This window comes from Inquilinus sp. (genome assembly GCF_057815775.1).
In genome coordinates, this window is the sequence record NZ_JBYRFX010000250.1 from 1 (window position 1) to 19,933 (window position 19,933).

Sequence of the window (19,933 nt, forward strand, 5' to 3'; positions counted from 1 at the left end):
CTGCGCAGCGCCGCGACCACGGCGGCTGGCATCGCCGGTGGAGCCCTGCTGTTCCAGGGCATCGAATCCCTGTTCAGCGGGAGCCATGGTGGCTTCGGCGGCGGCCTGGGTGGGTTCGGCAACACCGGCTTCACCGGCCCGGCGCCCGGCCTGACCGAGACCGTCATCAACAACAACTATTACGGCGACGACGCTCAACCCGGTGGGGTCGAGCGCGACGCCAACGCCACCGTGACGCCGGATGCCGTCGAGCCCGGCGTCACCGATGCCGATTTCCAGGACGATTGGGGCGGCGACGATCTCGGTGGCGGCGGTGGCGACGACACGCTGAACATCTGACGTTGCTCCGTCAGGCTGCCGCCGGTCAGGGCGGCAGCGGGATCGCGGATGAGAAGACGTTATCCGGGTCGAAGCGCCGCTTGACCTCGCGCAGGCGGGCGGCGTTCGGGCCATAGGCCTGGCCGATCTGGTCATGGGCGTAAGATGCCAGCAGGCCGGCGTAGCCGCCGGGCAACGCGTGCGGCGCCAGGGCGGTGGACAGCCCGCGTGCCCAGGCCCGATGGGGCGTGCCATCGCCGGGCTCCCAGGCCGCGACGATCTCGACCAGGATATGCCGGCGGCGCAGGCCGAAGGCGGTGGCATCGGCCGCGACCCGGGTGCCGGCGCCGTGAAAGGGGTGTAGCACGATGCCCGAATGGGGCGAGGTCACGGCCGACCCGGCGGCCAGCAGCGCCAAAATCGCCTCGGCGGATAGGGCGGGCAGCCAGCGCGTCTCGATGGCGTGGTGGCGTCCGTTGACGACATAGGGGTCCTGGAGATGGGCCTGGTCGACGCAGCTCATCGGCGCGACCTGCTCAAGCATCGGGGTGCCCAGGCCGCGCAGCCGGGCCATCGCCTGGTGGCCCGCCGCCGCCTCGCCGCTCCACACCGGGGCCAGCATGACGACCGGGCTGCCATCCGGGGCGCAGACCACGCCCGCCGTGACGCTCAGCGCGTCGGGGGCGGTGGCGAGCAGGGCATCGTAGCCGCGCAGCACCGCCTCGGCCTGCGCCCAGGGGAACAGCATCACCCCGGCCAGCAGCTGCGGCACCGCATGCAGGCGGATGCGGATGGACGTGACCACGCCGAAATTGCCGCCGCCGCCGCGCAGCGCCCAGAACAGGTCGGGATGCCGCACCGAATCCGCCGTCACCGCCCGTCCGTCGGCCAACACCACCTCGGCGCTCAGCAGATTGTCCGCCGCCAGCCCATAGCCCGGGGTCAGCGCGCCGTAGCCGCCGCCGAGCAGATGGCCGATGGCGCCGACCGCGCCGCAATTGCCGATCACCGGGGCCAGCCCGTGCGGGACCGCCGCCGCCGCCACCTCGACACCGGTGGCATTGCCCGAGATCGTGGCGATGCGCGCCGCCGCGTCCACCTTCACGCCGCGCATCGGCGACAGGTCGAGCACGACGCCGCCATCCCGCAGGGCGCGGCCCGCCCAATCATGCCCACCGCCGCGCACAGAGATGGGAAGGCCATGCGCTTGCGCACCCGTCAGCGCCAGCTGGATCTCTGCCTGATTGCGGCACGGGATCACCAGCCCGGGAGCATGGTCGACGGCACCGTTCCAGATGGCGCGTGCCCTGGCGTAGTCGGGCTGGCCCTGTTCGACGGCAACGCCCTGGGCCCGTCAGATGAAGTCGCGCAGGGCGGTGATATTCTTGCTGTCCATCGCTGGGCCTCTTCGCTGTGGTGCGAAGAGGCTCGGGCGCAGGCGCTACGCTATGATGTCCGGCGCCGGCAAACGGGTTTCAGCGGACATCGCCCCCGACTCAATCGGCGACCTGCAGCACGATCTTCCCCGGCGGGCGTGGTCGCAGGCCTTCCAGCATCTCATGCGCGGCGCGGGCCTCGGCCAGGGGCAGCACGGCGCCGACGGCGGTCTTCAATTGCCCCGCGGCGATCCGTTCGGCGATGCGGTCGAGATCCGGCCCGTTCACCTTCACCAGCATGAAGCCGGCGCGGATCCCGGCGGCGCGGGCCTTGTCCGCATCCGGCTCGGCCACGATCGACACCAGCATCCCGCCCGGCTTCACCACGGCGAAGGACCGGTCCAGCGTGTCGCCGCCGACCGTGTCGAGCACCAGATCGACCGGCCCGGCCACATCCTCGAAACGCTCGGCCCGATGGTCGATCGCCTGGTCGGCGCCCAGCGCCCTGACATGGTCGAGATCCCCGGCGCTGGCCGTGGCGATCACCCGCACGCCCGGCCGCCGCGCCAGCTGCACCGCATAGGCGCCGACCGCGCCGGCGCCGCCATGGATCAGCACGCTCTGGCCGGCGGTCAGGCCGCCCTGGTCGAACAGCGCCTGCCAGGTGGTGACGGCGACGACCGGCACCGACGCGGCCGCGACCCAGTCCAGCCCGGCGGGCTTGCGCGCGATCATGCCGGCATCGGCCACCGCATACTCTGCATAGGCGCCGCAGAAGCGCGGATTGGTCACGCCATAGATCGCGTCGCCCGGGGCAAAGCCGGTCACGCCGGGGCCGAGCACCTCGATTGTGCCGGCGAGGTCGGAGCCGAGGGTGAGCGGCAGGGGCTGCGGCAGGACGCTCTTGCCGGCCCGGATCCAGCCATCCCAGGGGCCGACGCCGGCCGCATGCACGCGGACCAGCACCTCGCCGGCGCCGGGCTGCGGCCGGGGCACCGGTTCGACCCGGATCGCCTCGGGCGGGCCGAAGGCGTGGACACGGGCCGCGGTCATCATCGGCTGGTCGGTGGCGGACATCGTCGTCTCCCGGGTCTGGAGGATGGAGCAGGATGCCCCAGCCGTCGTCGCCCGGTCTAGTCAGCCCTGCGGGAGGCCAGCTCGGCGCGGAACAGGGCGTACCGGGTTGCCCGGCGGGCGCTTCTCTCGTCGAGGAACACCTCGCAGTCGAAACTGCCGTCGATCTTCGCCACCACCACCCAGGGGGCGCGATCCTGCGGCGTCTCGTCCGGGATGCCGGCCTCCGACGAAGGCGGCGGATAGAGCCACACCTGGATCATCGCGTCCTCCGGCGGTCTCGGGGTGAAGCCGATCCTGCAACTGAACGCGAAGATCGAGATTAACCTTTGGTCCGATCCGGAATGATTTGTGATTTTTGCGGCTGAGACGGCCGTCACTCGGCGGGCGAGCGGTGCCGGTACTGTCGGGGTGAGCAGGACATCAGCCGCTTGAACGCCGTGCTGAAGCCGCTCTCGGACTCATAGCCGAGCGACAGGGCGATGGCGGACACCGTCTCGGCGCCGTGGCGCAGCCTGTCGCCGGCGACCAGCATCCGCCATCGGGCCAGGTACTCCATCGGCGCGGCGCCGACGATCCGCTTGAACCGCTCGGCGAAGCTGGACCGCGACATGCCGGCGTGGCGGGCCAGGTCGTCCAGGGTCCAGCGCCGCGCCGGGTCGGCGTGCAGGGCGCCGAGGACCGCGCTCAACTGCCGATCTGACAGGGCGGCGAACCACCCGGTCGTGTCCCGCGACGCCAGATACAGGCGCAGCACCTGCACCAGCATGATCTGGGCGAGGTGCTCGGCCACCAGGTCGCCGCCCGGCCGGCGGGCACGCATCTCCGCCGCCAGCCGGTCCAGCGCCCAGCGCAGCACCGAGGCCTGGTCCGACGCCTCGCGGACATGGACCACCGGCGGCAGGGTGCCCAGCAGCGCCGCCGCCGGCTCGCCGGCGAAGTCGAAGCGGCCGCTGACCAGGAAGACTTCGCCGCCGCCATTGCAGGTGGCGATGCCGTTCTCAGCCGCGTCATAGACGGTCCTGGCATCGACCGGGGCGAGCGACAGGTCGCTGCCGATGGTGAAGGGCCGGCCATAGGGCATCAGGAAACAATCGCCCGATTCCAGCCGGATCGGCGGCCCGGCGCCGTCGACCGACACCCAGCAGGCGCCGCGGGTGACGGCATTGAACTTGGTGCCCTCATAGGGCGGGATCCGGATCGCCCAGTCGCCGGCGGCGTCGAGGCCGGCGGAGACGGAACTGCGGGGCTTCAGCAGCGACAGGACGTCGGACAGCGGATCCATGGACGGGCTCACTCGGACGATCGCCAAAGAATGACGGACTTTAGCGCATGGATCGTCCGAAGCCCGCCGCCTATTTCTGGCTGCGGCGCAACGCAATGAAAGGCCTCTCATGACCAGCACACAGGCACCGATCGGTTCGGGATTTGGGCGCAACACGACGGCTGAGCAGGCCCTGGCCGGCCGCGACCTCACCGGGCTGCGCGCCATCGTCACCGGCGGCTATGCCGGGCTGGGGCTGGAGACGGCGCGAATCCTGTCCAGGGCGGGCGCGCATGTCATCGTTCCGGCCCGCGACAGGGCCAAGGCGCAACGCGCGCTGGCCGGGCTGCCGGAGGTCGAACTGGCGGCGCTCGACCTCGCCGACCCGGCCTCGATCGATGCCTTCGCGGCGGACATCGTGGCCGCGGCCCGACCGCTGCACATCCTGGTCAACAGCGCCGGCATCATGGCGCCGCCGCTGACCCGTGATGCGCGCGGCTACGAGATCCAGTTCGCCACCAACCATCTCGGCCATTTCCAGCTGACCGCCGGGCTGTGGCCGGCGCTGCGCCGGGCCGGCGGCGCCCGTGTGGTCAGCGTGTCGTCCCTGGGCCACTGCATCGCCCCGGTCGATTTCGACGATCCGGACTTCCAGCGCCGGTCCTATGACAAATGGGCGGGCTACGGCCAGTCGAAGACCGCCAACGCGCTGTTCGCGCTCGGCCTCGACCGGCGCGGCGAGCCAGAAGGCGTCCGCGCCTTCTCGCTGCATCCCGGCTCGATCGTGACCGATCTGGCCCGCCATCTGGATGCGGAGGATCTGCACCGGGTCGGCGCGACCGATGAGGCCGGAAACTGGCGGTCGCGCGAGGAGAGCGGCTTCAAGACGGTGGCGGAGGGGGCGGCGACCCAGCTGTGGTGCGCGGTCAACACGCAGCTCGACGGCATGGGCGGGGTCTATTGCGAGGATTGCGACATCGCCGTCGCGGTCGGCCCCGATCCGGCGAATCACGGGCCCGGCGTGCGACCCTGGGCGATGGACCCCGAGGCGGCCGAACGCCTGTGGACCCTCAGCGAGCAGCGGATCGGCCGGCCGTTCCGGCCGGGCTGAACGGCCAAGTCTTCCTTCGCCCTATGAAGCGGCGCGGGCTGCAGGGCTGTTGGCGACATAGGCGCTGAACGTGTCCAGGAAGGTCTGGGTCCCATCCCAGGCGACGTCGACGGCCGAACGGAGGGCGGTGCGGAGAGCTGGGCCGAATTTCTCAATGAAGGCGTCGTAGTCGGACACGAATTCGTCATCGAGATCGTCAAGGGAACCGAGGTCCAGGTTCAAGCCGAGCTTCTCGTCCAGAAGTCTCGCCGTCCACAGCACCTCATGCATGGAATGGCCGCCATCGAAGACGAGAAACAGGATCTGGGACAGCAGAAAATCCAGGACCGGCGTCTCAGTGTCGATTTTCCCGATTGTCTTCAGATGATCGAAGACATGCAGCATGATGCATGTCGTGCCCGAGATGCCGCTGCCGAGAACCACGCCATTCTCAATCGCCAGACGGGCATTGTCGGGAAGATCCGCATTGGTGCCCGGCTTGCTTGGGATCCGGTATTCGACGACGGGCCGTTTGCTTCTGGGCTGTGAGGTCGGAGATGTGGCCGTCGGCTGATGCAGCAATGTGAGGCCCGCGCCTTCGATCTCCTGCTGATACACAGCCTTGCGATCGACCTTGGGAACGATGGATGTGCTGTAGATGTCCGTTGATGAATTCAGGCAGGTCCAAAGCGAGGGGGAGGCATTGCCGGCAGCCGGGGCGTCTTCCGGGCCTGGCAACGCTGTGGCCAGATACCCCAGCAGCCTGGCACTCAAATATGTCGATGCCAATAAATCCTGACCAGTCTCTGGCTTTTCTTTCAGAAATGTTCGGATCGTGTTAATTATTCTCGCATAGTAATTTTTGACATTTTCTTCAAAATCATCGAAATCTTCCTCGTCGCTGTTATAGCCCGGAGATTCGATGGCGCGAATATCATCGAATATTCCGGCTCCTCCGGCCCATGGCCGGCTTTCGCCGCCAATTTCCTCCATCAGTCTGTCGAGGCCTTCGGTCAGGGCCTCATTTTTCAGATCATCCATTTCTGGCAGGTCGAAGATGGCTTGCCCCACCCGATGGGTGATGTCCGCCAATGGCTCGGGAAGCCGGTCGAGCAGGGTTTCCACAAGCTTGGTTTCGAAGACCCGGCCATACAAATTGTCCTGCAGCTGGGCCGGTGCCGGTGGGACTGCGGGGGAGGGCAGTTGGTCCCGAAGCGCCGCCGCCAGGTCCGTGGCATCGCTATCACCCAGGATCCTTACGGCCTCGTCGATCAATTGGCTGACCGCCTCGCCATCGGCCGCATGCTTCAGGATGAGTGTCTTGCCTTGACCTTGCAGAGCTCGAAGCTCGGGTGCCTCGCGGTTGCGGTGCTCGGATCTGACGATCGTCATCAGATGCCAGAGGACATCCCTGGGCGTGCGCTTGGTAAAGGGGTTGGGCATGGCCGGCTGGCTTCGCTCGGCCTTGGTGAAGTCTGTGATGAACCCTGCCAGGGTGCCGGACAACGTGGCCGCCAACGTCTCGCCCCCCGTCGGCTGTCGTGCCGGAACCATCAGGGCTCGGCCACCGCGGATGATGCGTTGCTTCGGCGGACTCAGATCCGTCAGCACTCGCACGACGTTCGCGAGCTTTCGTGCATTGTCCGATCGCACCGCGTCGGCGATATAGGCGTAGAAGTTTCGGGTCGCCGTTTCCTCTTCACGTCGCCGTTGGACATCGGTTTTTTTCCGGGACACGGCGCCATCCATGAACATGCTCGCGGACAAATCGGCCCCTTCGGCGAATTGCATGAAGAGAGCCTGTGCATAGGCATATCGGGTCGTTTCGAGCCGATCTGCAGTGGTGTCGGCCGGGTCCGCCAGATAGCGCATCGCGGCATCGATGACCCCGATCTCCGCCAACACCGTGCGGAATTCGGGGGTGGTGGGCGGGCAGCCGGCCAGACGCGTCGCGGCGTCGACGAAGTCGCGGCGGGCCAGGTTGGAATAGGCGTCATCGGGATTTGCGCTTCTCAGCGCCTGCGTGACGGTCCGGGTCATCTCGACGATCGCCGCCGCCGTCGGGCCCGCCACCGCACGCGTCACGGCGTCGATTAGGCCGTCAGACACATGCGCCAGATCGGCATCCGTGATTGGCGGGGTTGCTTCGGCCGGAGCTGTCGGTCCCGGCAGGTCGAGATTGGTTACACGGCGCAGCCAGAGGACGAACCGGTCGCTGAGCAAGGTCATCGGGGTTTGATATGATGGTTAGCCTGTAATCGTAGCAGGGCCAAATCCTGCCGGATTTGTCAGATTTGATATGGTCCGATGCGGGATATGAGCCTTGGCTCGGGCCGGGCATGATCTAGGACTTGGCTACCGATGCCGGCCCGGCCGCCGTCATCGCTCCAGGAAGGATTGCAGCCGGCCCAGGGCGTCGTCCCATTGCGCCGAAACGGTGTCGAGATAGGACCGGGCCGCGGCGACCGACCCGGGCCGGTAGGCAAAGCGGCTCTCGCGGCCGATGCGGGCGCTGCTGACCAGGCCGGCCTGTTCCAGCACATGAAGATGCTTGGTGACGGCCTGCCGGGTCAGCCGCGTGTCGGTCGACAGGGCTGCGATCGACCGTGCCTGGCCGTCGCTCAGCGTCATCAGCAGCGACAGTCGGGTGGGGTCGCCCAGCGCCGCGAACACCGGCGCCGGGCCGGGGCGGAGAAGGTCAGCGCCCGGCGTCGACATGGGCCCGGATGTTCACGACCTGCTCCGTCCACCCGCCTTCGTTCCGGCGCATCGCCGTCACGCGCCGATCGGGTGGCAGGGCGTCGAAGCCGGATTCGACGATGTGCAGCCGGGTGCCGGTCGCAATCGGCTCCAGCCGGAACTCGACCAGGGTGCAGGGCGCGTCGGGGTCATCGACGCCGGGGTCGGCAGGGTGCGGCCAGGTGAAGGCGAACAGCCGCATCGGCTCCAACCGCGTCACCGTCGCCCGCCACGTCATGTGCTCGTAGCCGGGATAGGTGATGTGGCCGGTGCTGACGTCGCCCAGCACGAAGGGGCCATCCAGCTTCACCTGGAACCAGGCGCCGAACTCGGTGTGGTCGGTCAGCGCCCGCCAGACCCGTTCGACTGGGACATTGAGTTCGATGGTCTTCTCGATGCGATCGGGCATATAGGCAACCTCATGGTTGCCTATTTATGCGATTGCCGCTCCGAAATGGCAACCATATCGTTGCCTTTCCCCGGCAAGGCCAAGCCGTCGATCAGCGCCGCGATCACCGCGCGCCACTCCGCCTGGTCGGCGCCGCCGGCGATGGCCAGCGCCGCCCGGTCGAAGGCGGCACCAAGCAGTTGGGCCGTGGCGCGGACGGGCAGGGGGCGCAGCACCCCGCTGTCCATGGCCGCCGCCAGTCCTTCGCGCAGCGTCCGGCCGCCATGCCGGTCATCGATCTCGTCCAGGGCGTCGCGGCCGAGCACAGCCGGTGCGTCGACCAGCAGCAGCCGCGTCCGGCCGGGCGCCGCCAAGGCATCGAGGAACGCATCGCCGCCGCGGGACAGGGCCTCGATCGGCGGCAGCCCGGCCGGAGTTGCCCGCTCGATCGCGTCGGCGACGATGCTGGACTCCGCCTCGACCACCGCGTGGAACAGGGCCTGCTTGTCCGCGAAGTGGTGATACAGCGCGCCGCGCGTGACCCCGGCCGCCGCGACCAGCTCGGGCGTGCCGGTGTCGGCATAGCCGCGCTGCACGAACAGCCCGCGGGCTGCGGCGATCAGGGCCGCGCGCGTCGCCTCGGACCGGTCCTTGTTGCTGCGGCGATCGACGGATTGCATACATACAGCCTGTATGTTATTTGAAGAAACATGCAGACTGTATGTTAATCCGTCAGGGGAGAGAGGTCGATGAAAACCAGCAGCACTTATCCGGTCATCATGACGCCGGATGTCGGCAACACCGCCGCCTTCTATGTCGCGCATTTCGGCTTCCGGCCCTTGTTCGAGGCCGATTGGTACGTCCATCTGCAATCGGCCGATGACCCGCAGGTCAACCTCGCCATCCTCGACGGCCACCACGCCACGGTGCCGGAAGCGGCGCGTGGCCGGGTGTCGGGGCTGATCCTGAACTTCGAGGTCGAGGATCCCGATCGGGAATACACCCGGCTGAAAGCCGCCGGGGTGCCGATCCTGCTGGAGTTGCGCGACGAAGCGTTCGGCCAGCGCCATTTCATCACCGCGGACCCGAACGGCGTCCTGATCGACATTATCAAGCCGATCCCGCCGACCGGCGATTTCGCGGCCCAATACGCCGAGGACGCCCTGCCGGCCTGACCCCAGAAGCACCCTGGACGCGGCCGGCCTTGGCGCGTAGCACGGTCGAAGGCTGCTGGAGGTTCCGATGCAGACTCCGTCCTCGCTCACCACGGTGCTGGCCCTGGTCGACCGGGTGGCCTCGCCGCTGGTGCTGCTGGCGGTCGACGGCCACAGCGCCAGCGGGAAGACGTCGCTGGCCCGGGCCGTGCTGGCCGCACGCCCCGGCGCGACGCTGGTCCACACCGACGATTTCTACCGGCCGATGGCGGCCGGCGCCCGCGCGGCCCTCGATGCCGCCGGCGGCTATGCCGGATATTACGACTGGCAGCGGCTGGAGGCCGAATTGCTGCGGCCGTTGCGGTCCGGCAGCCGGGCGCGCTTCCGCCGCTACGATTGGGGCCGGAACGACCTCGGCGACTGGGCCGAGGTCGGGCCTGCCGGCTTGGTCGTGGTCGAGGGCTGCTATAGCGCGCGGCCGGAATTGCGGGCCTGGTACCACGCCGTCGCCCTGGTGGTGTCGTCGCCGACGGAACGCGCACGTCGCCAGCACAAGCGCAACGATGCCAGCCCGGACTGGCTGGCGCGATGGGATGCGGCCGAGCGCCATTACATGGAGGAATATCGGCCGGAGACCTATGCCGATGCCGTGGTCTCGGGCGAAAGTCCCGCTGCCTGATCGGCCGTCACTGCCGGGGTTGAGCCCGACAGTGACGGGTCGGGTCAGGCCGGCAGCACTTGGATCGAATCGACGCGGTCGGGATAGAAGGCAAGGTGGTCCTTGATCGCCGCCACCGCGTCGAACGGCGCCTCATAGGTCCAGACCGAATTGACCGTGCGGTCGCCGCCGGACGGGATGCTGTAATAGGCGCAATCGCCCTTGTAGGGGCAGTAGGTCGAATGCTCCGTGCGCTGCAGCAGCGCCATCTCGACATCGGCGCGCGGGATATAATAGGCCGCGGGATAGCTGGCCTCGCGCAGCGCCAGCGCGTTCCGGCTGTCGGCGATCCGGTGCCCGGCGACGGTGACGACGATGCGGGACGGCTCGGGCGCCACGGTGATCGGGTGGTCGGGACCTGGGATCTTAACGGGTTTCTCGGACAACGGGATCTCCATCGGCAGGTCGGGGGCGGGAGCGTGCTGCGGGGGCAGCCCATCGGCTCCGGCCTGAGTATGTCGGCATCCGCGTCGAGGATAGCAACCTTCGCCCAATCGTCACGCGGCGATCAGCCGGACGATCTTGCCGCGGCATGCGGCACCGCCTGGGCTCAGCCCGCCACCCGGCCCAGGAAGGCCAGCACCGCTTGCCAGTTTCCGGCCGCGCCGGTGGGGTCGTGGGCCGCGATCAGGGTCGATGAGCCGTGGACGCCGCCCTGGTCCGGCACATATTGCACCTTCAGCGCCGCCGGGGCGGCCGCCAGGATCGCCCGGGCTGCCGCGATCTCACCTGCATCCTGGGCCGAGGTGACATAGATCGGCATGTGCAGCCGCGCCGCCGCCTGCCGCACCCGGTCCGCCCCGTCGAGATACTCGCCGGGCGAGAAGGCCAGCACCGCCTTGACCGCGTCGGGATGGTCGGCCGCGACCAGGAAGACCAGCGCCGCCGAATAGCTGCTGCCCCACAGCAGCACCGGCAGGTGCTGCGCCTGGCCCCAGGCCAGCGCCGCCTCCAGATCCTTCCGGGCGTCGAGATAGCCAGGGTCGCGGCCGAAGCCGGCGGCGGTCTCGTTGACGCCGAACAGCGAGCCGCCGGAGCGCTGGTCGACCGCCAGGGCGCTGTAGCCGGCGGCAACCAGCCGCGGGGCGATGGTGGCGTATTCGTCCTTGCTCGACTGCGCCTGGTGGAACAGCAGGATCAGCGCCTTCGGCTGCGGTGCCAAATAGTACAGCGCATGCACCGCGACTCCGTCGACGGCCTTGAACACGATGGGCCGGGCGGTCTCCGGCGGCGCGGCGCCGGCAGGTGGCGGCAGGGCGATGCCCAGCAGGGCGGCGGCGATGAGGGCGAGGAACAGGCGGATCATGACGGCTGTTCGCCGGCCCCGCATCCAAGGTTTCGGGCGGTGGTGATGGCCCGAAACAGAAAGGCCCGGCCGAAGCCGGGCAGTCTGAGCATCATAGGGAACATGGGAGCAGGGAAGGGCGCTCCCATCCGATCTACGGGCGAAGGCCGCGACAGGTTCCGGGCGCAGACTGAAAAAACCGTGGTCCGGGGCCGGGCCATCCCCCCGGGGCATGACATCATTCCCAATCCACATTTTCGCTCGGGCCCATTCCGGCGTCCCTTCGCGACAGAGGCCACGGCGCTGCGTGATGGCGGCGCCGGATGGTCGTCAGCAAGGCAAAGCGGATCATGAGCGACGACTATCATCACGAGACGGCCCCGCCCGGCAGGCTCGCGCTCTTTGAGCGGGCGCTGCGCGGGGGCACGAACACCCACACCGGGATCCTCGATGGGGCGGTCGAACGGGTGATCCCGATCGGTGAATTGCTGGCGCGCTTCGGTGCGGATGGTCTGATCCGGCTGCGGCGTGCCGATTTCGAGCAATCGTTGCTGCGGCGGGACCGGTTCGTCACCTTCAACCTCGGGCGCGTGACCAACGAGGTCGGCAAACGCTACCTCGTGATCGCGATCGAAAGCCCGGGTTTCAAGGACGATGTGGTGGAGGTCCTGCCGATCCTCGACCCGGCAGGGGCCCGTGTCGGGCTCTGCACTGAGGTGCTGCAGGAGGTGCCGATCGACGGGATCGACGAGTCCTATTTCCGGCATTCCCTCGGATCGATCCAGGATCGGGACACCCTGAAGGACGCGCTTGTCCAGCGCTACCGGAAGTTCAACGAGGGGCAGACCCCGGAACAGATCCTGTCCCGGGGCTGTGCCGTCACAACGGTCGTCTTCTGACGGATCCGATATCCTGCTGCGCGGCCGGGCCTACGCGACCTGCTCGGCCTCGTCTTCTTCGCTCTCGTCGGCTTCGGCTTCGGCCAGGCGCGCCAGGGCCTGGACTCGGCCCTCGGTCGGCGCGATGCCGTTGTCCTCGAGGCAGAAGCGGGCGCCGGCCAGGCTGGAGCGGGGCAGGTCCGGGACGCCTTCATCGTTCATGGTGTCGGTCAGCACCAGGAAGTCGACGATCTCCTCGAAGGTGACCTTGCCGTCGGCCTGGGCGGCATCGATGAAGCGGCGGATCTCCGCCTGCTGGGCCTGCGTCAGCCCGTCGTCCTCATCCCCGGCCCCGAGCCCATCCAGCACGACCTTGAGATAGTTGTCGGAGGAGTCCGTGGCCACGGCCCGGCTGTCGATCGTGCAGAAGTAGGAGGCCTTGCGCAGGATGGCCCGGACCTGGGCGCGATAGGCGTCGTCATCGAGCTCGCCGTCCAGCGACAGCTCGGTGTCCGTGGTCACGATCTTGGCATATCGGGCGAAATCCGCCCGCGCCTTCGCCTCGTCGATCGTCTGCTCGGACGAGATCTTCACATTGGCGATGAGGTCGTCGACGGTGAGATATTTCTCGGGCTTCTCGGTGTTCTCTGCGCTCATCTTCAAGAGCCTCTCAATGTCGGTCCGGAAACGGTGCAGGGATTCATAAGTGCAGCCATCCGGCCGCGCGCATGCATAGAAATAATGCCGGCATGACGGCACGCCCAGCCAGCCACGTATGGCGGCATATCGACGACGCATTGGACCGGGCCCGGCCGGTCTCCGACGATGGTCTCATCGGGATGGGCCGGGCGCTGAGGCATCCGGCCCATCCCCATGGATCCGATGCCGGGATGCAGGGTGAATGGCCAATAAGACGAGCAACGCGCCGCCGACGGTTGACGACGATCTGCTGGCCTATAACCGCTACGTCGCCGTAACCTCGGCGGCCTTCGAGATGCAGGAGGTCACCCTGCTGTCGATGATCGGCGTGGAGCAGTTGGGCGAGCCGTTCCGCTACGACGTCCGGGTGGTCTGCCGGAAGCGCATCCGCAACTTCACCAAGGTGGTCGGCCAGCCGCTGACGGTGGGCCTGAAGCTGACTGACGGAAGCACGCGGTATTTCAACGGCATCGTCCGCAATTTCTCCTATGTCGGTCTCGACTACACCCGGCGGCCGATCTATCTCGCCGAGGTCGTGCCCTGGATTGCGGTGCTCGAATTCCGGCGCAATTCGCGCATCTTCCAGAACATGACCAGCCTGGAGATCGCCAAGCAGATCTTCGCCGAGCACAAGGCCTCCGACTACAAGGACCTGACGCAGGCGACGCCGCCGAAGCGAGTGTTCTGCGTGCAGTATGACGAGACCGATTACGCCTTCGTCAGCCGCCTGCTGGAGCAGGACGGCATCTACTACTACTTCGTGCATGAGACCAACCGGCACGAGCTGGTGCTGGCCGACAGCGCCACGGCGCACAAGCCCTGCAAGCCCCAGGTGATCCCCACCAACCTCACCCTCGAACACCACAAGATCCACGACGATATCATCTGGGAGTGGGGCGAGAACGTCTCGCTGCGGCCGGGCCAGGTCGCCATGAACGACTATGATCATGAGAAGCCGAGGGCGAATCTGAACGCAGAGGCGCCGGTGCCGCCGATGAAGACCGGCGGCGTCCCGACACTGGCCGAAGAGCGCGCCTTCGACCGCCTGTCCAAGGGCCCGAGCGGCGAGCAGCAGGCGATGACCAACCCGGGGCCCGATGCCGCGCAGCGCGAGCTGTACTTCTATCCCGGCCGCTACACCGAAAAGGCGGCTGGCGATTTCTACGCCAAGGTCAGGTCCGAGGAGATCGGCTGCCGCGCCTATCGCGTCCGGGTCACCGGCGGCGCCCGCCAGCTTTGCCCCGGCAACACGTTCGTGGCGTCGAATCCCTACGAGATCACCGACACCGAGATCGCGCCGAAGCCGACCGATTCCTGGCTGGCCGTGCGGGCCGAGATCGATATCCGGGGCGAGACCGACAAGGAAGCCGGCCCCGATGCCCCGCCGCCCTATACGCTCTACGCGGATGCCCCGCCGGCCTATACGCCGACCGCCGCGCCACCGCCCTATACGCCACGGCCAGCGTCGCCAGATGACGAGCCGTACCTGTATCACTGCACCGTTGAAGCGCAGCCGTCCGGCAACCAGTTCCGGCCGCCGCTGCGCACGCCGCGGCCGGTGATTTCAGGGCCGCAGACCGCCGTGGTGGTCGGCCGCCCGGGCGAGACGATCACCACCGATAAGTATGGCCGGATCAAGGTCCAGTTCTTCTGGGACCGGAAGGGGAAGAAGGACGAAAACAGCTCCTGCTGGATCCGGGTGGCGCAGAACTGGGCCGGCAAGAATTTTGGTGGCCTGGTCACGCCGCGCGTGGGGCAGGAGGTGGTGGTCGAATTCATCAACGGCAACCCCGATTGGCCGCTGGTCACCGGCTGCGTCTATAACGACGACAACATGCCGCCGGAGGACCTGCCGGCCAGTGCCACGCGCTCGACCTTCAAATCCCGCAGCGTCGATGGCCCGGCCACGGACTTCAATGAAATGCGGTTCGAGGATAAGGCCGGCCAGGAAGAGGTTTATGTCAAAGCCAAGAAGGACATGAATCTCGAGGTTCTCGAGAAATTCAACATCCACGTGCCGAATCAAACCATTCCCGCTGTGCCTTCATTGCAAAGTGCGACGGAAGGTTCTGATGATTCCGGCACCGGTAGCAATATTACTGTAACAAAAGACGAGATAACACTGGTATTTGCAAATGCGGTTGGCATAAAAAGCGGAATTATCATCAACAAGGACGGTATATTTCTGATCGGCGCCCCCAATATCGGCGTCCTCTGCGAGGGAATTGTCACCATTACGCCGATACCGATCCCGAGGCCGTCGAAGGCTGTGCTCGAGGCGGCAGGCGAGATGAACATGCCGCCCGCCTTCATTGCTGCGATGAAGTTGATGCCCTGAGGGCAGGACGGCATGCGGCCAGGGAGGCGCAGATCCATGGCGCGACGGCAATTTTCCCTTGGTGACGAGGGAGCGGCAGGCGCGGCTTGGCGCCGGCTTCTGTCTGCGGCGGGCTTCGGGTCGAAGTCGGCACAAGCATCCCCGCATCCTCGTTGGCGGACCGAAAAATATGCGTCATGCGCATGGTTACATAAGTAATTGGTGGCTGGCCGTGCCCCCCCTGTCTGTTTAACGCTTGGTGCTATTCAGGGCCGATGGCCCGATATCCTAACGGGGCGGCACGGATGCTCGATTTATTGGCGCAAACGCGACGTCATTCCGGCCGGGTCGCCCGCCATGACCGATAATATTGCTGCGTCGACCGCCATCCGCGTGGCCGCGGGGCTGGCGCGTGGCGGCGGCCGATCGGCACGCCTCGACGAAGAATCCGCCTGGGCAGCGCTCCCGACGACGGGCTCGGATGCTCCTTCCCCCATGCAACGCCCCGATATTGAGGAGATGTAACGATGGCCGACAAGGACAATACCCCGCCCGATATCACCGAAACCACGACGCCGACGCCGGCGTCGCTGACGGTGCCATCGCAGGGCCACGTGCAAGAAGAGACGGGCGTGTCGGAGGATATGGCCGGTCTGGAAGAGGATCTGGATCGGGAGGTGTTGGGGCGCACGATGCCGCCGCTGACCCCGGCTGAGCCGCTGGTTCCGTCCAACGAAGATGACGCGGAGTCCGAGCCCACCACGTCGGTGAAGGGCAAGAAGCCCGTGACCGAGGCCGATCTGGTGGAGCAGGACGCGAAGGTTGCAAGGGACATGCAGGCGGACCTCGATCGCCCGCGAAAGAACCCGGTGTCTAAAAAGGCGGCCGCCGAGAGGGAAGAAGACGAGGCCTCGGATGACGAGGATCTGGCATTGTCCGACGATGATGATGCGTTGTTCCAACCCGCTGTGAAGTCGAAGGGCAAGAGGGCCGAGACCGAGGCCGATCTGGTGGCTGAGGATGCCGCTTTCGCGCAGAAGGTTGCGCAGGAGGGGTCGCCGCGCCCGAGCCTTTCCCCATCGGAAGACGAAGCGGCCGAACGCAAAAAGGCTCTGGACGAGCTGAGCCGGCGCGAAGCGTTGCGGATTCAAGAGGGCGACGACGAAGAAGAAGACGAAGGCGAAGATCAGCAGAGGCCTAACACGTCGAAGAATGCTCGGATCCAATATCCACCGAAGCGTCATCGAACGCTCGTCGGCGAAGATGAAGGTGAGGATGACGGCGAACTGGTTATCGATCCGACACTGAAGTACGTTGCAATGCTGACGCACCTGGAGCTGGATAGGCTGCCGAAGGTAAAGACGCGGCAGAAATTTACGATCCCGGATGCCTTCTCGTACCGAAACGACGCAGAATTCAGACAGGTTCTCAGTACGCCTATACCTTTGGCTTCGCTTCCCCCAAGTTTGCGGACGGGCCTGGCTGACGGGGTAACGGAAATATCGCTGGTGGAACTGTGGGCCGACTTCAACCAGGGCATTATTGACCACTTGCGGCCTGATCCGGCGATGAGCCCGGCCGATGCCAGGAAGCTCGATCTGGTTCGGCAAGGCGTTTCGAATGTGCTCGAAAGTCAGCAGGAAATCATGCAGCGCATGATGGGCACGACCTCTATGGGCGGGGTCGAACAGGCAGGCCATCTTGTGCATGCGGGGTTGCTCAGCACCTTGCCATTCCTGGTCGCTTTGCTGCCAAAGCCAATCAATGGCGGCTACCTTGGGGCCTGGGTCGCCGCTTTTTCCCGGTATGGAATACAAGCAGGTCGGCGCGTCCTCGGCGGCCAAGAAACCTCTGCAACGATTTTCGATTCGTATGTCAGCAGTTTCTACACATACTCTGTGAATGCATCGATCTTCACGATACCGACTGCGCTGCGCGCGACCAAGCTCACGAAAAGTGTTCCGTTCCTGGCTGGTGCCGCTATTTACGATTTTGCGGTTTTGAATCGCCTCGAGAACTGGGCCGGGATGTGGGAGAGCCTCAGGTATTCCGGCGGCAGCATGGCGCGTGATGGAAAGGTGCCTTTGCCCGCGGAAACGGCTGCGTTCATCGCAGAAACAATGCCGAAAATTAATGATGTTATTGAGGCGATAAAAGCCCTTCGTAAGCAGTTTGAAGGTGAAAACTATAGAATTTCGAGCGGTGTCAGCGCGCAGTTGGCCAGATTGATCTCCGATACGGCCCGCCTCGATAAGATGTTCGATAAGGCCATAAAGCTTACAAATTCAAATGTAGTGGTTGATCTAAGACAAAAGACGTTGGGGGAAAAAGCGGGAGAGATTCCTGGTAAAATTCTTGATGGTGTTGTGAATCTTCCTGGAAATATTGTGGCTGCGCCTGGAAAGATTAAGCAAAGTGCTAAGAATGAGTGGGCTGTTCTCAATGAGGTAGAAGATAAACTCCAGAAATCGATCGTTTCTGGACTCCTTGTTGGAACTTTGGTTCTTCAAGTGGTATTCACGTCGGGAAATGCGGCACTGCTGCCAGATTTTATTGCGTATTTGGCTTACAGTGCGGCCGCAACATACAAAAAATTCAAAAATAAGGGCGCTACGCTGCAAGATGTCCAGCAGCTCTTCTCCGATCTGGCTGCCGGCTCGGTTGTTGGGACCGTTTATAATGCCGCGCTCTTCGCAAAGCCGGAATGGTTCGAACCGGACCGTTTCCCAATCGCATTCGCATTTCTCGCTGGCTATCTCTTGGTGTGCAGTCTCACCATAGCGCCGCTTGTGGGTGAATGGGCGGCATTGGCCTTCGACAAAATATTCGGGAAGAAGACCCCCGTTTTTGCGGAGGTCGCGACACGTTACGCTGCGCATAACACTGGCCGTATCGGTACGTCCGGCGGAGATGAGGACGACGATGCTGATGCGATTGTTTTCCCTACCTATACGCTTGGCAATGCAATTAACGATGCCAGTAATATACCGGCAGAAGAAATTGCGAAATTTAACAAAATGATCCCTGCTGAGGGCATTATTCCCGGAGGATCTATCGGAGGCCCGTCGGATCGGGAAGAAGAAGGGTTCGCGCGCATTGAGGAGCTTCCCGAGGAGACCGCGTTCGGGGAGGAGTCCAGTATCCCCCTCAAGCCGCGTCAATCGACGCTCGACCCGAAGCAGAACGTCGCTTCCGGCGCCCCGGGGCTCGATCCGACCCATCCGGAATTCCAGCGGATCCAGGACGAGAATTCGGCCTGGTCGGAAGACGTTCTCAAGACGGCGGGCGTGGAGGATGGAGACAAGGCAGGCAAGCGGGCCTGAGGGGCTTCGCGAATCCCGCACCGGCGCGGGCATGCAGCACGGCCAGCACCTTGCGGTGCGGGCCGTGCCGTACCCCGGATGACCTGAGGGCCTCACGGGTGGTGACGTCATCGGACAGATCGGGTCGGCTTGTTACGGTGGTGCGCTGCCGGGTGCGCCAGATGTCATTTGTAATCTAGGCGGCTGCCGCCGCCGAAACTCCTGAAACCCGCACACAGGCTCGATTCCAGGGGAGGTCACAGACCGGGCCGCGCCGCGGCTGGATAACCCAAATCGGCTCTGGCCCTCGCCTTTCCTGGAATCCTACCGTCGTAACCAAATCGGCCTGGGCTGAAATCTTTCGGAAGCTTCGCCCGACTAACTCTGGAACACGGCGCCGATGACGCTCCCTCCTGCGGGATGACGACAGCGGCGCTGGTCCTGAGTTGGTCGAAGCCTTGGAGGGTTGCATGCGCGCAGACGTGGTCATGAACTCGAACCGACGCGATCCCGTTGGCGGGTGTGTATCGACCGTTTTGGGGTTCGGCCCGTGACCGCCGGGCGCAGCGCTGTCGGCGTGACTGCCGGCCCCGCCACCATCGGCGGCATCAATCTCGCCTCGGTCGACCTGAACCTGCTGGTGGCGCTCGAGGCGCTGCTGGAACAGCGTAACGTGACCTATGCCGGGCAACGTGTCGGGTTGAGCCAGCCGGCGATGAGCCGGGCGCTGGCACGGCTGCGCGGTGTCTTCAACGACGACCTGCTGGTGCGCACCTCCACCGGACTGACCCTGACGGCTCGCGGCGAACAGCTGCTGGCGAAGCTGCCCTCGGCGCTCGGCATGATCCGCGAGATCCTGGCCACCCGCAGCTTCAAGCCCGAAGACACCAAGTCGAAGATCACGGTGGCGATGCCCGAGCACCAGGCGCTGGTCCTGCTGCCGCGGCTGTTGCCCCGCCTGCGGGCGCGGGCCCCGAATCTCGACATCGTCATCCACTCGCTGCTGGCCGGGTCGCTCAAGCGTCTGGAAAACGGTGAAATCGATTTCGCGGTCGGCCAGGTGGACGACACGCCGCCCGGTTTCTTCCGGCGCACGCTCTACACCGACCGGTTCGTGTGCCTGCTGCGCCGCGACCATCCTTCGCTGCAGCACGAATGGACGGCGGACCGGTTCTCGGCGCTGCGCCACGCCGTGATCGCGCCTGGCTCGGAAGACGGCTTCGGCCAGGTCTACGATGCGCTGACCAAGCTGAAGCTGCCGGACCGCGACCCGCTGATCGTGCCGAACATGATGGCGGCGCCGATGATGGTGGCCGAGACAGACCTGGTGC

General features: G+C 65.8%; 19 protein-coding genes. 8 read left to right on the top strand and 11 right to left on the bottom strand.

What is annotated here, in order from left to right:
* Positions 1 to 339, top strand: a 339-nt coding sequence (locus AC3XYG_RS08875; protein WP_489139456.1) for a DUF2076 family protein, incomplete at its 5' end; no start/stop codon positions are given.
* A 25-nt stretch (positions 340 to 364) separates the two neighbouring features.
* Here AC3XYG_RS08875 and AC3XYG_RS08880 read toward each other — a convergent pair.
* From AC3XYG_RS08880 to AC3XYG_RS08895, 4 genes are all read right to left on the bottom strand, one after another.
* Positions 365 to 1,579 (bottom strand): FAD-binding oxidoreductase, encoded by a 1,215-nt coding sequence (locus AC3XYG_RS08880; RefSeq protein WP_489139457.1) that lies wholly within the window; start codon positions 1,577 to 1,579, stop codon positions 365 to 367.
* Positions 1,580 to 1,814: 235 nt separating this feature from the next.
* Entirely contained in the window at positions 1,815 to 2,771 is a 957-nt protein-coding gene (locus AC3XYG_RS08885) for an NADP-dependent oxidoreductase (RefSeq protein WP_489139458.1), read from the bottom strand.
* 56 nt (positions 2,772 to 2,827) lie between these two features.
* Positions 2,828 to 3,031: a hypothetical protein gene (locus AC3XYG_RS08890; protein WP_489139459.1), complete on the bottom strand. Its 204-nt coding sequence runs from the start codon at positions 3,029 to 3,031 to the stop codon at positions 2,828 to 2,830.
* Between the two features lie 113 nt (positions 3,032 to 3,144).
* Positions 3,145 to 4,053, bottom strand: coding sequence for an AraC family transcriptional regulator (locus AC3XYG_RS08895; protein WP_489139460.1), 909 nt, complete (start codon positions 4,051 to 4,053; stop codon positions 3,145 to 3,147).
* Between the two features lie 109 nt (positions 4,054 to 4,162).
* Between AC3XYG_RS08895 and AC3XYG_RS08900 the strand changes: the two genes are divergently transcribed.
* Positions 4,163 to 5,143: an oxidoreductase gene (locus AC3XYG_RS08900; protein ID WP_489139461.1), complete on the top strand. Its 981-nt coding sequence runs from the start codon at positions 4,163 to 4,165 to the stop codon at positions 5,141 to 5,143.
* Between the two features lie 21 nt (positions 5,144 to 5,164).
* Here the strand turns inward: AC3XYG_RS08900 and AC3XYG_RS08905 are convergent, their stop codons facing one another.
* The 4 genes from AC3XYG_RS08905 to AC3XYG_RS08920 all read right to left on the bottom strand — a co-directional run bounded on the left by AC3XYG_RS08905 (position 5,165) and on the right by AC3XYG_RS08920 (position 8,929).
* Positions 5,165 to 7,351, bottom strand: a complete 2,187-nt coding sequence (locus tag AC3XYG_RS08905) for a hypothetical protein (RefSeq protein ID WP_489139462.1) — start codon at positions 7,349 to 7,351, stop codon at positions 5,165 to 5,167.
* A gap of 150 nt (positions 7,352 to 7,501) precedes the next feature.
* Entirely contained in the window at positions 7,502 to 7,840 is a 339-nt protein-coding gene (locus tag AC3XYG_RS08910; RefSeq protein ID WP_489139463.1) for an ArsR/SmtB family transcription factor, read from the bottom strand.
* Entirely contained in the window at positions 7,821 to 8,270 is a 450-nt protein-coding gene (locus tag AC3XYG_RS08915) for an SRPBCC family protein (RefSeq protein ID WP_489139464.1), read from the bottom strand. Before AC3XYG_RS08915 ends, AC3XYG_RS08910 begins: the two co-directional genes overlap by 20 nt.
* Positions 8,271 to 8,290: 20 nt before the next feature.
* A complete protein-coding gene (locus AC3XYG_RS08920) occupies positions 8,291 to 8,929 on the bottom strand; it encodes a TetR/AcrR family transcriptional regulator (RefSeq protein ID WP_489139465.1) in 639 nt (212 codons plus the stop codon).
* Between the two features lie 69 nt (positions 8,930 to 8,998).
* Here AC3XYG_RS08920 and AC3XYG_RS08925 point away from each other — a divergent pair, with 69 nt between their 5' ends.
* Together AC3XYG_RS08925 and AC3XYG_RS08930 are read left to right on the top strand one after the other, a co-directional pair.
* On the top strand, positions 8,999 to 9,424 hold the full coding sequence (locus AC3XYG_RS08925) for a VOC family protein (RefSeq protein WP_489139466.1): 426 nt from the start codon (positions 8,999 to 9,001) through the stop codon (positions 9,422 to 9,424).
* A gap of 67 nt (positions 9,425 to 9,491) precedes the next feature.
* Positions 9,492 to 10,082, top strand: coding sequence for a uridine kinase family protein (locus AC3XYG_RS08930; protein ID WP_489139467.1), 591 nt, complete (start codon positions 9,492 to 9,494; stop codon positions 10,080 to 10,082).
* Between the two features lie 44 nt (positions 10,083 to 10,126).
* On the opposite strand, the gene AC3XYG_RS08935 is transcribed toward AC3XYG_RS08930, so the two are convergent.
* The gene (locus tag AC3XYG_RS08935) at positions 10,127 to 10,507 is read right to left on the bottom strand and encodes a DUF427 domain-containing protein (RefSeq protein ID WP_489139468.1); all 381 of its coding nucleotides are present in this window, start codon (positions 10,505 to 10,507) and stop codon (positions 10,127 to 10,129) included.
* Positions 10,508 to 10,671: 164 nt separating this feature from the next.
* A complete protein-coding gene (locus AC3XYG_RS08940) occupies positions 10,672 to 11,427 on the bottom strand; it encodes an alpha/beta hydrolase (protein ID WP_489139469.1) in 756 nt (251 codons plus the stop codon).
* 302 nt (positions 11,428 to 11,729) lie between these two features.
* Between AC3XYG_RS08940 and AC3XYG_RS08945 the strand changes: the two genes are divergently transcribed.
* Positions 11,730 to 12,305: a hypothetical protein gene (locus tag AC3XYG_RS08945; RefSeq protein WP_489139470.1), complete on the top strand. Its 576-nt coding sequence runs from the start codon at positions 11,730 to 11,732 to the stop codon at positions 12,303 to 12,305.
* Positions 12,306 to 12,335: 30 nt separating this feature from the next.
* Here AC3XYG_RS08945 and AC3XYG_RS08950 read toward each other — a convergent pair whose 3' ends face one another.
* Complete coding sequence (locus AC3XYG_RS08950; RefSeq protein WP_489139471.1) at positions 12,336 to 12,941, bottom strand: hypothetical protein; 606 nt, start codon at positions 12,939 to 12,941, stop codon at positions 12,336 to 12,338.
* 337 nt (positions 12,942 to 13,278) lie between these two features.
* Between AC3XYG_RS08950 and AC3XYG_RS08955 the strand changes: the two genes are divergently transcribed.
* The 3 genes from AC3XYG_RS08955 to AC3XYG_RS08965 all read left to right on the top strand — a co-directional run.
* Complete coding sequence (locus tag AC3XYG_RS08955) at positions 13,279 to 15,321, top strand: type VI secretion system Vgr family protein (protein WP_489139474.1); 2,043 nt, start codon at positions 13,279 to 13,281, stop codon at positions 15,319 to 15,321.
* A gap of 506 nt (positions 15,322 to 15,827) precedes the next feature.
* Positions 15,828 to 18,623: a hypothetical protein gene (locus AC3XYG_RS08960; RefSeq protein WP_489139472.1), complete on the top strand. Its 2,796-nt coding sequence runs from the start codon at positions 15,828 to 15,830 to the stop codon at positions 18,621 to 18,623.
* A gap of 529 nt (positions 18,624 to 19,152) precedes the next feature.
* A partial coding sequence (locus tag AC3XYG_RS08965; RefSeq protein WP_489139473.1) for a LysR family transcriptional regulator occupies positions 19,153 to 19,933 on the top strand: 781 nt, incomplete at its 3' end.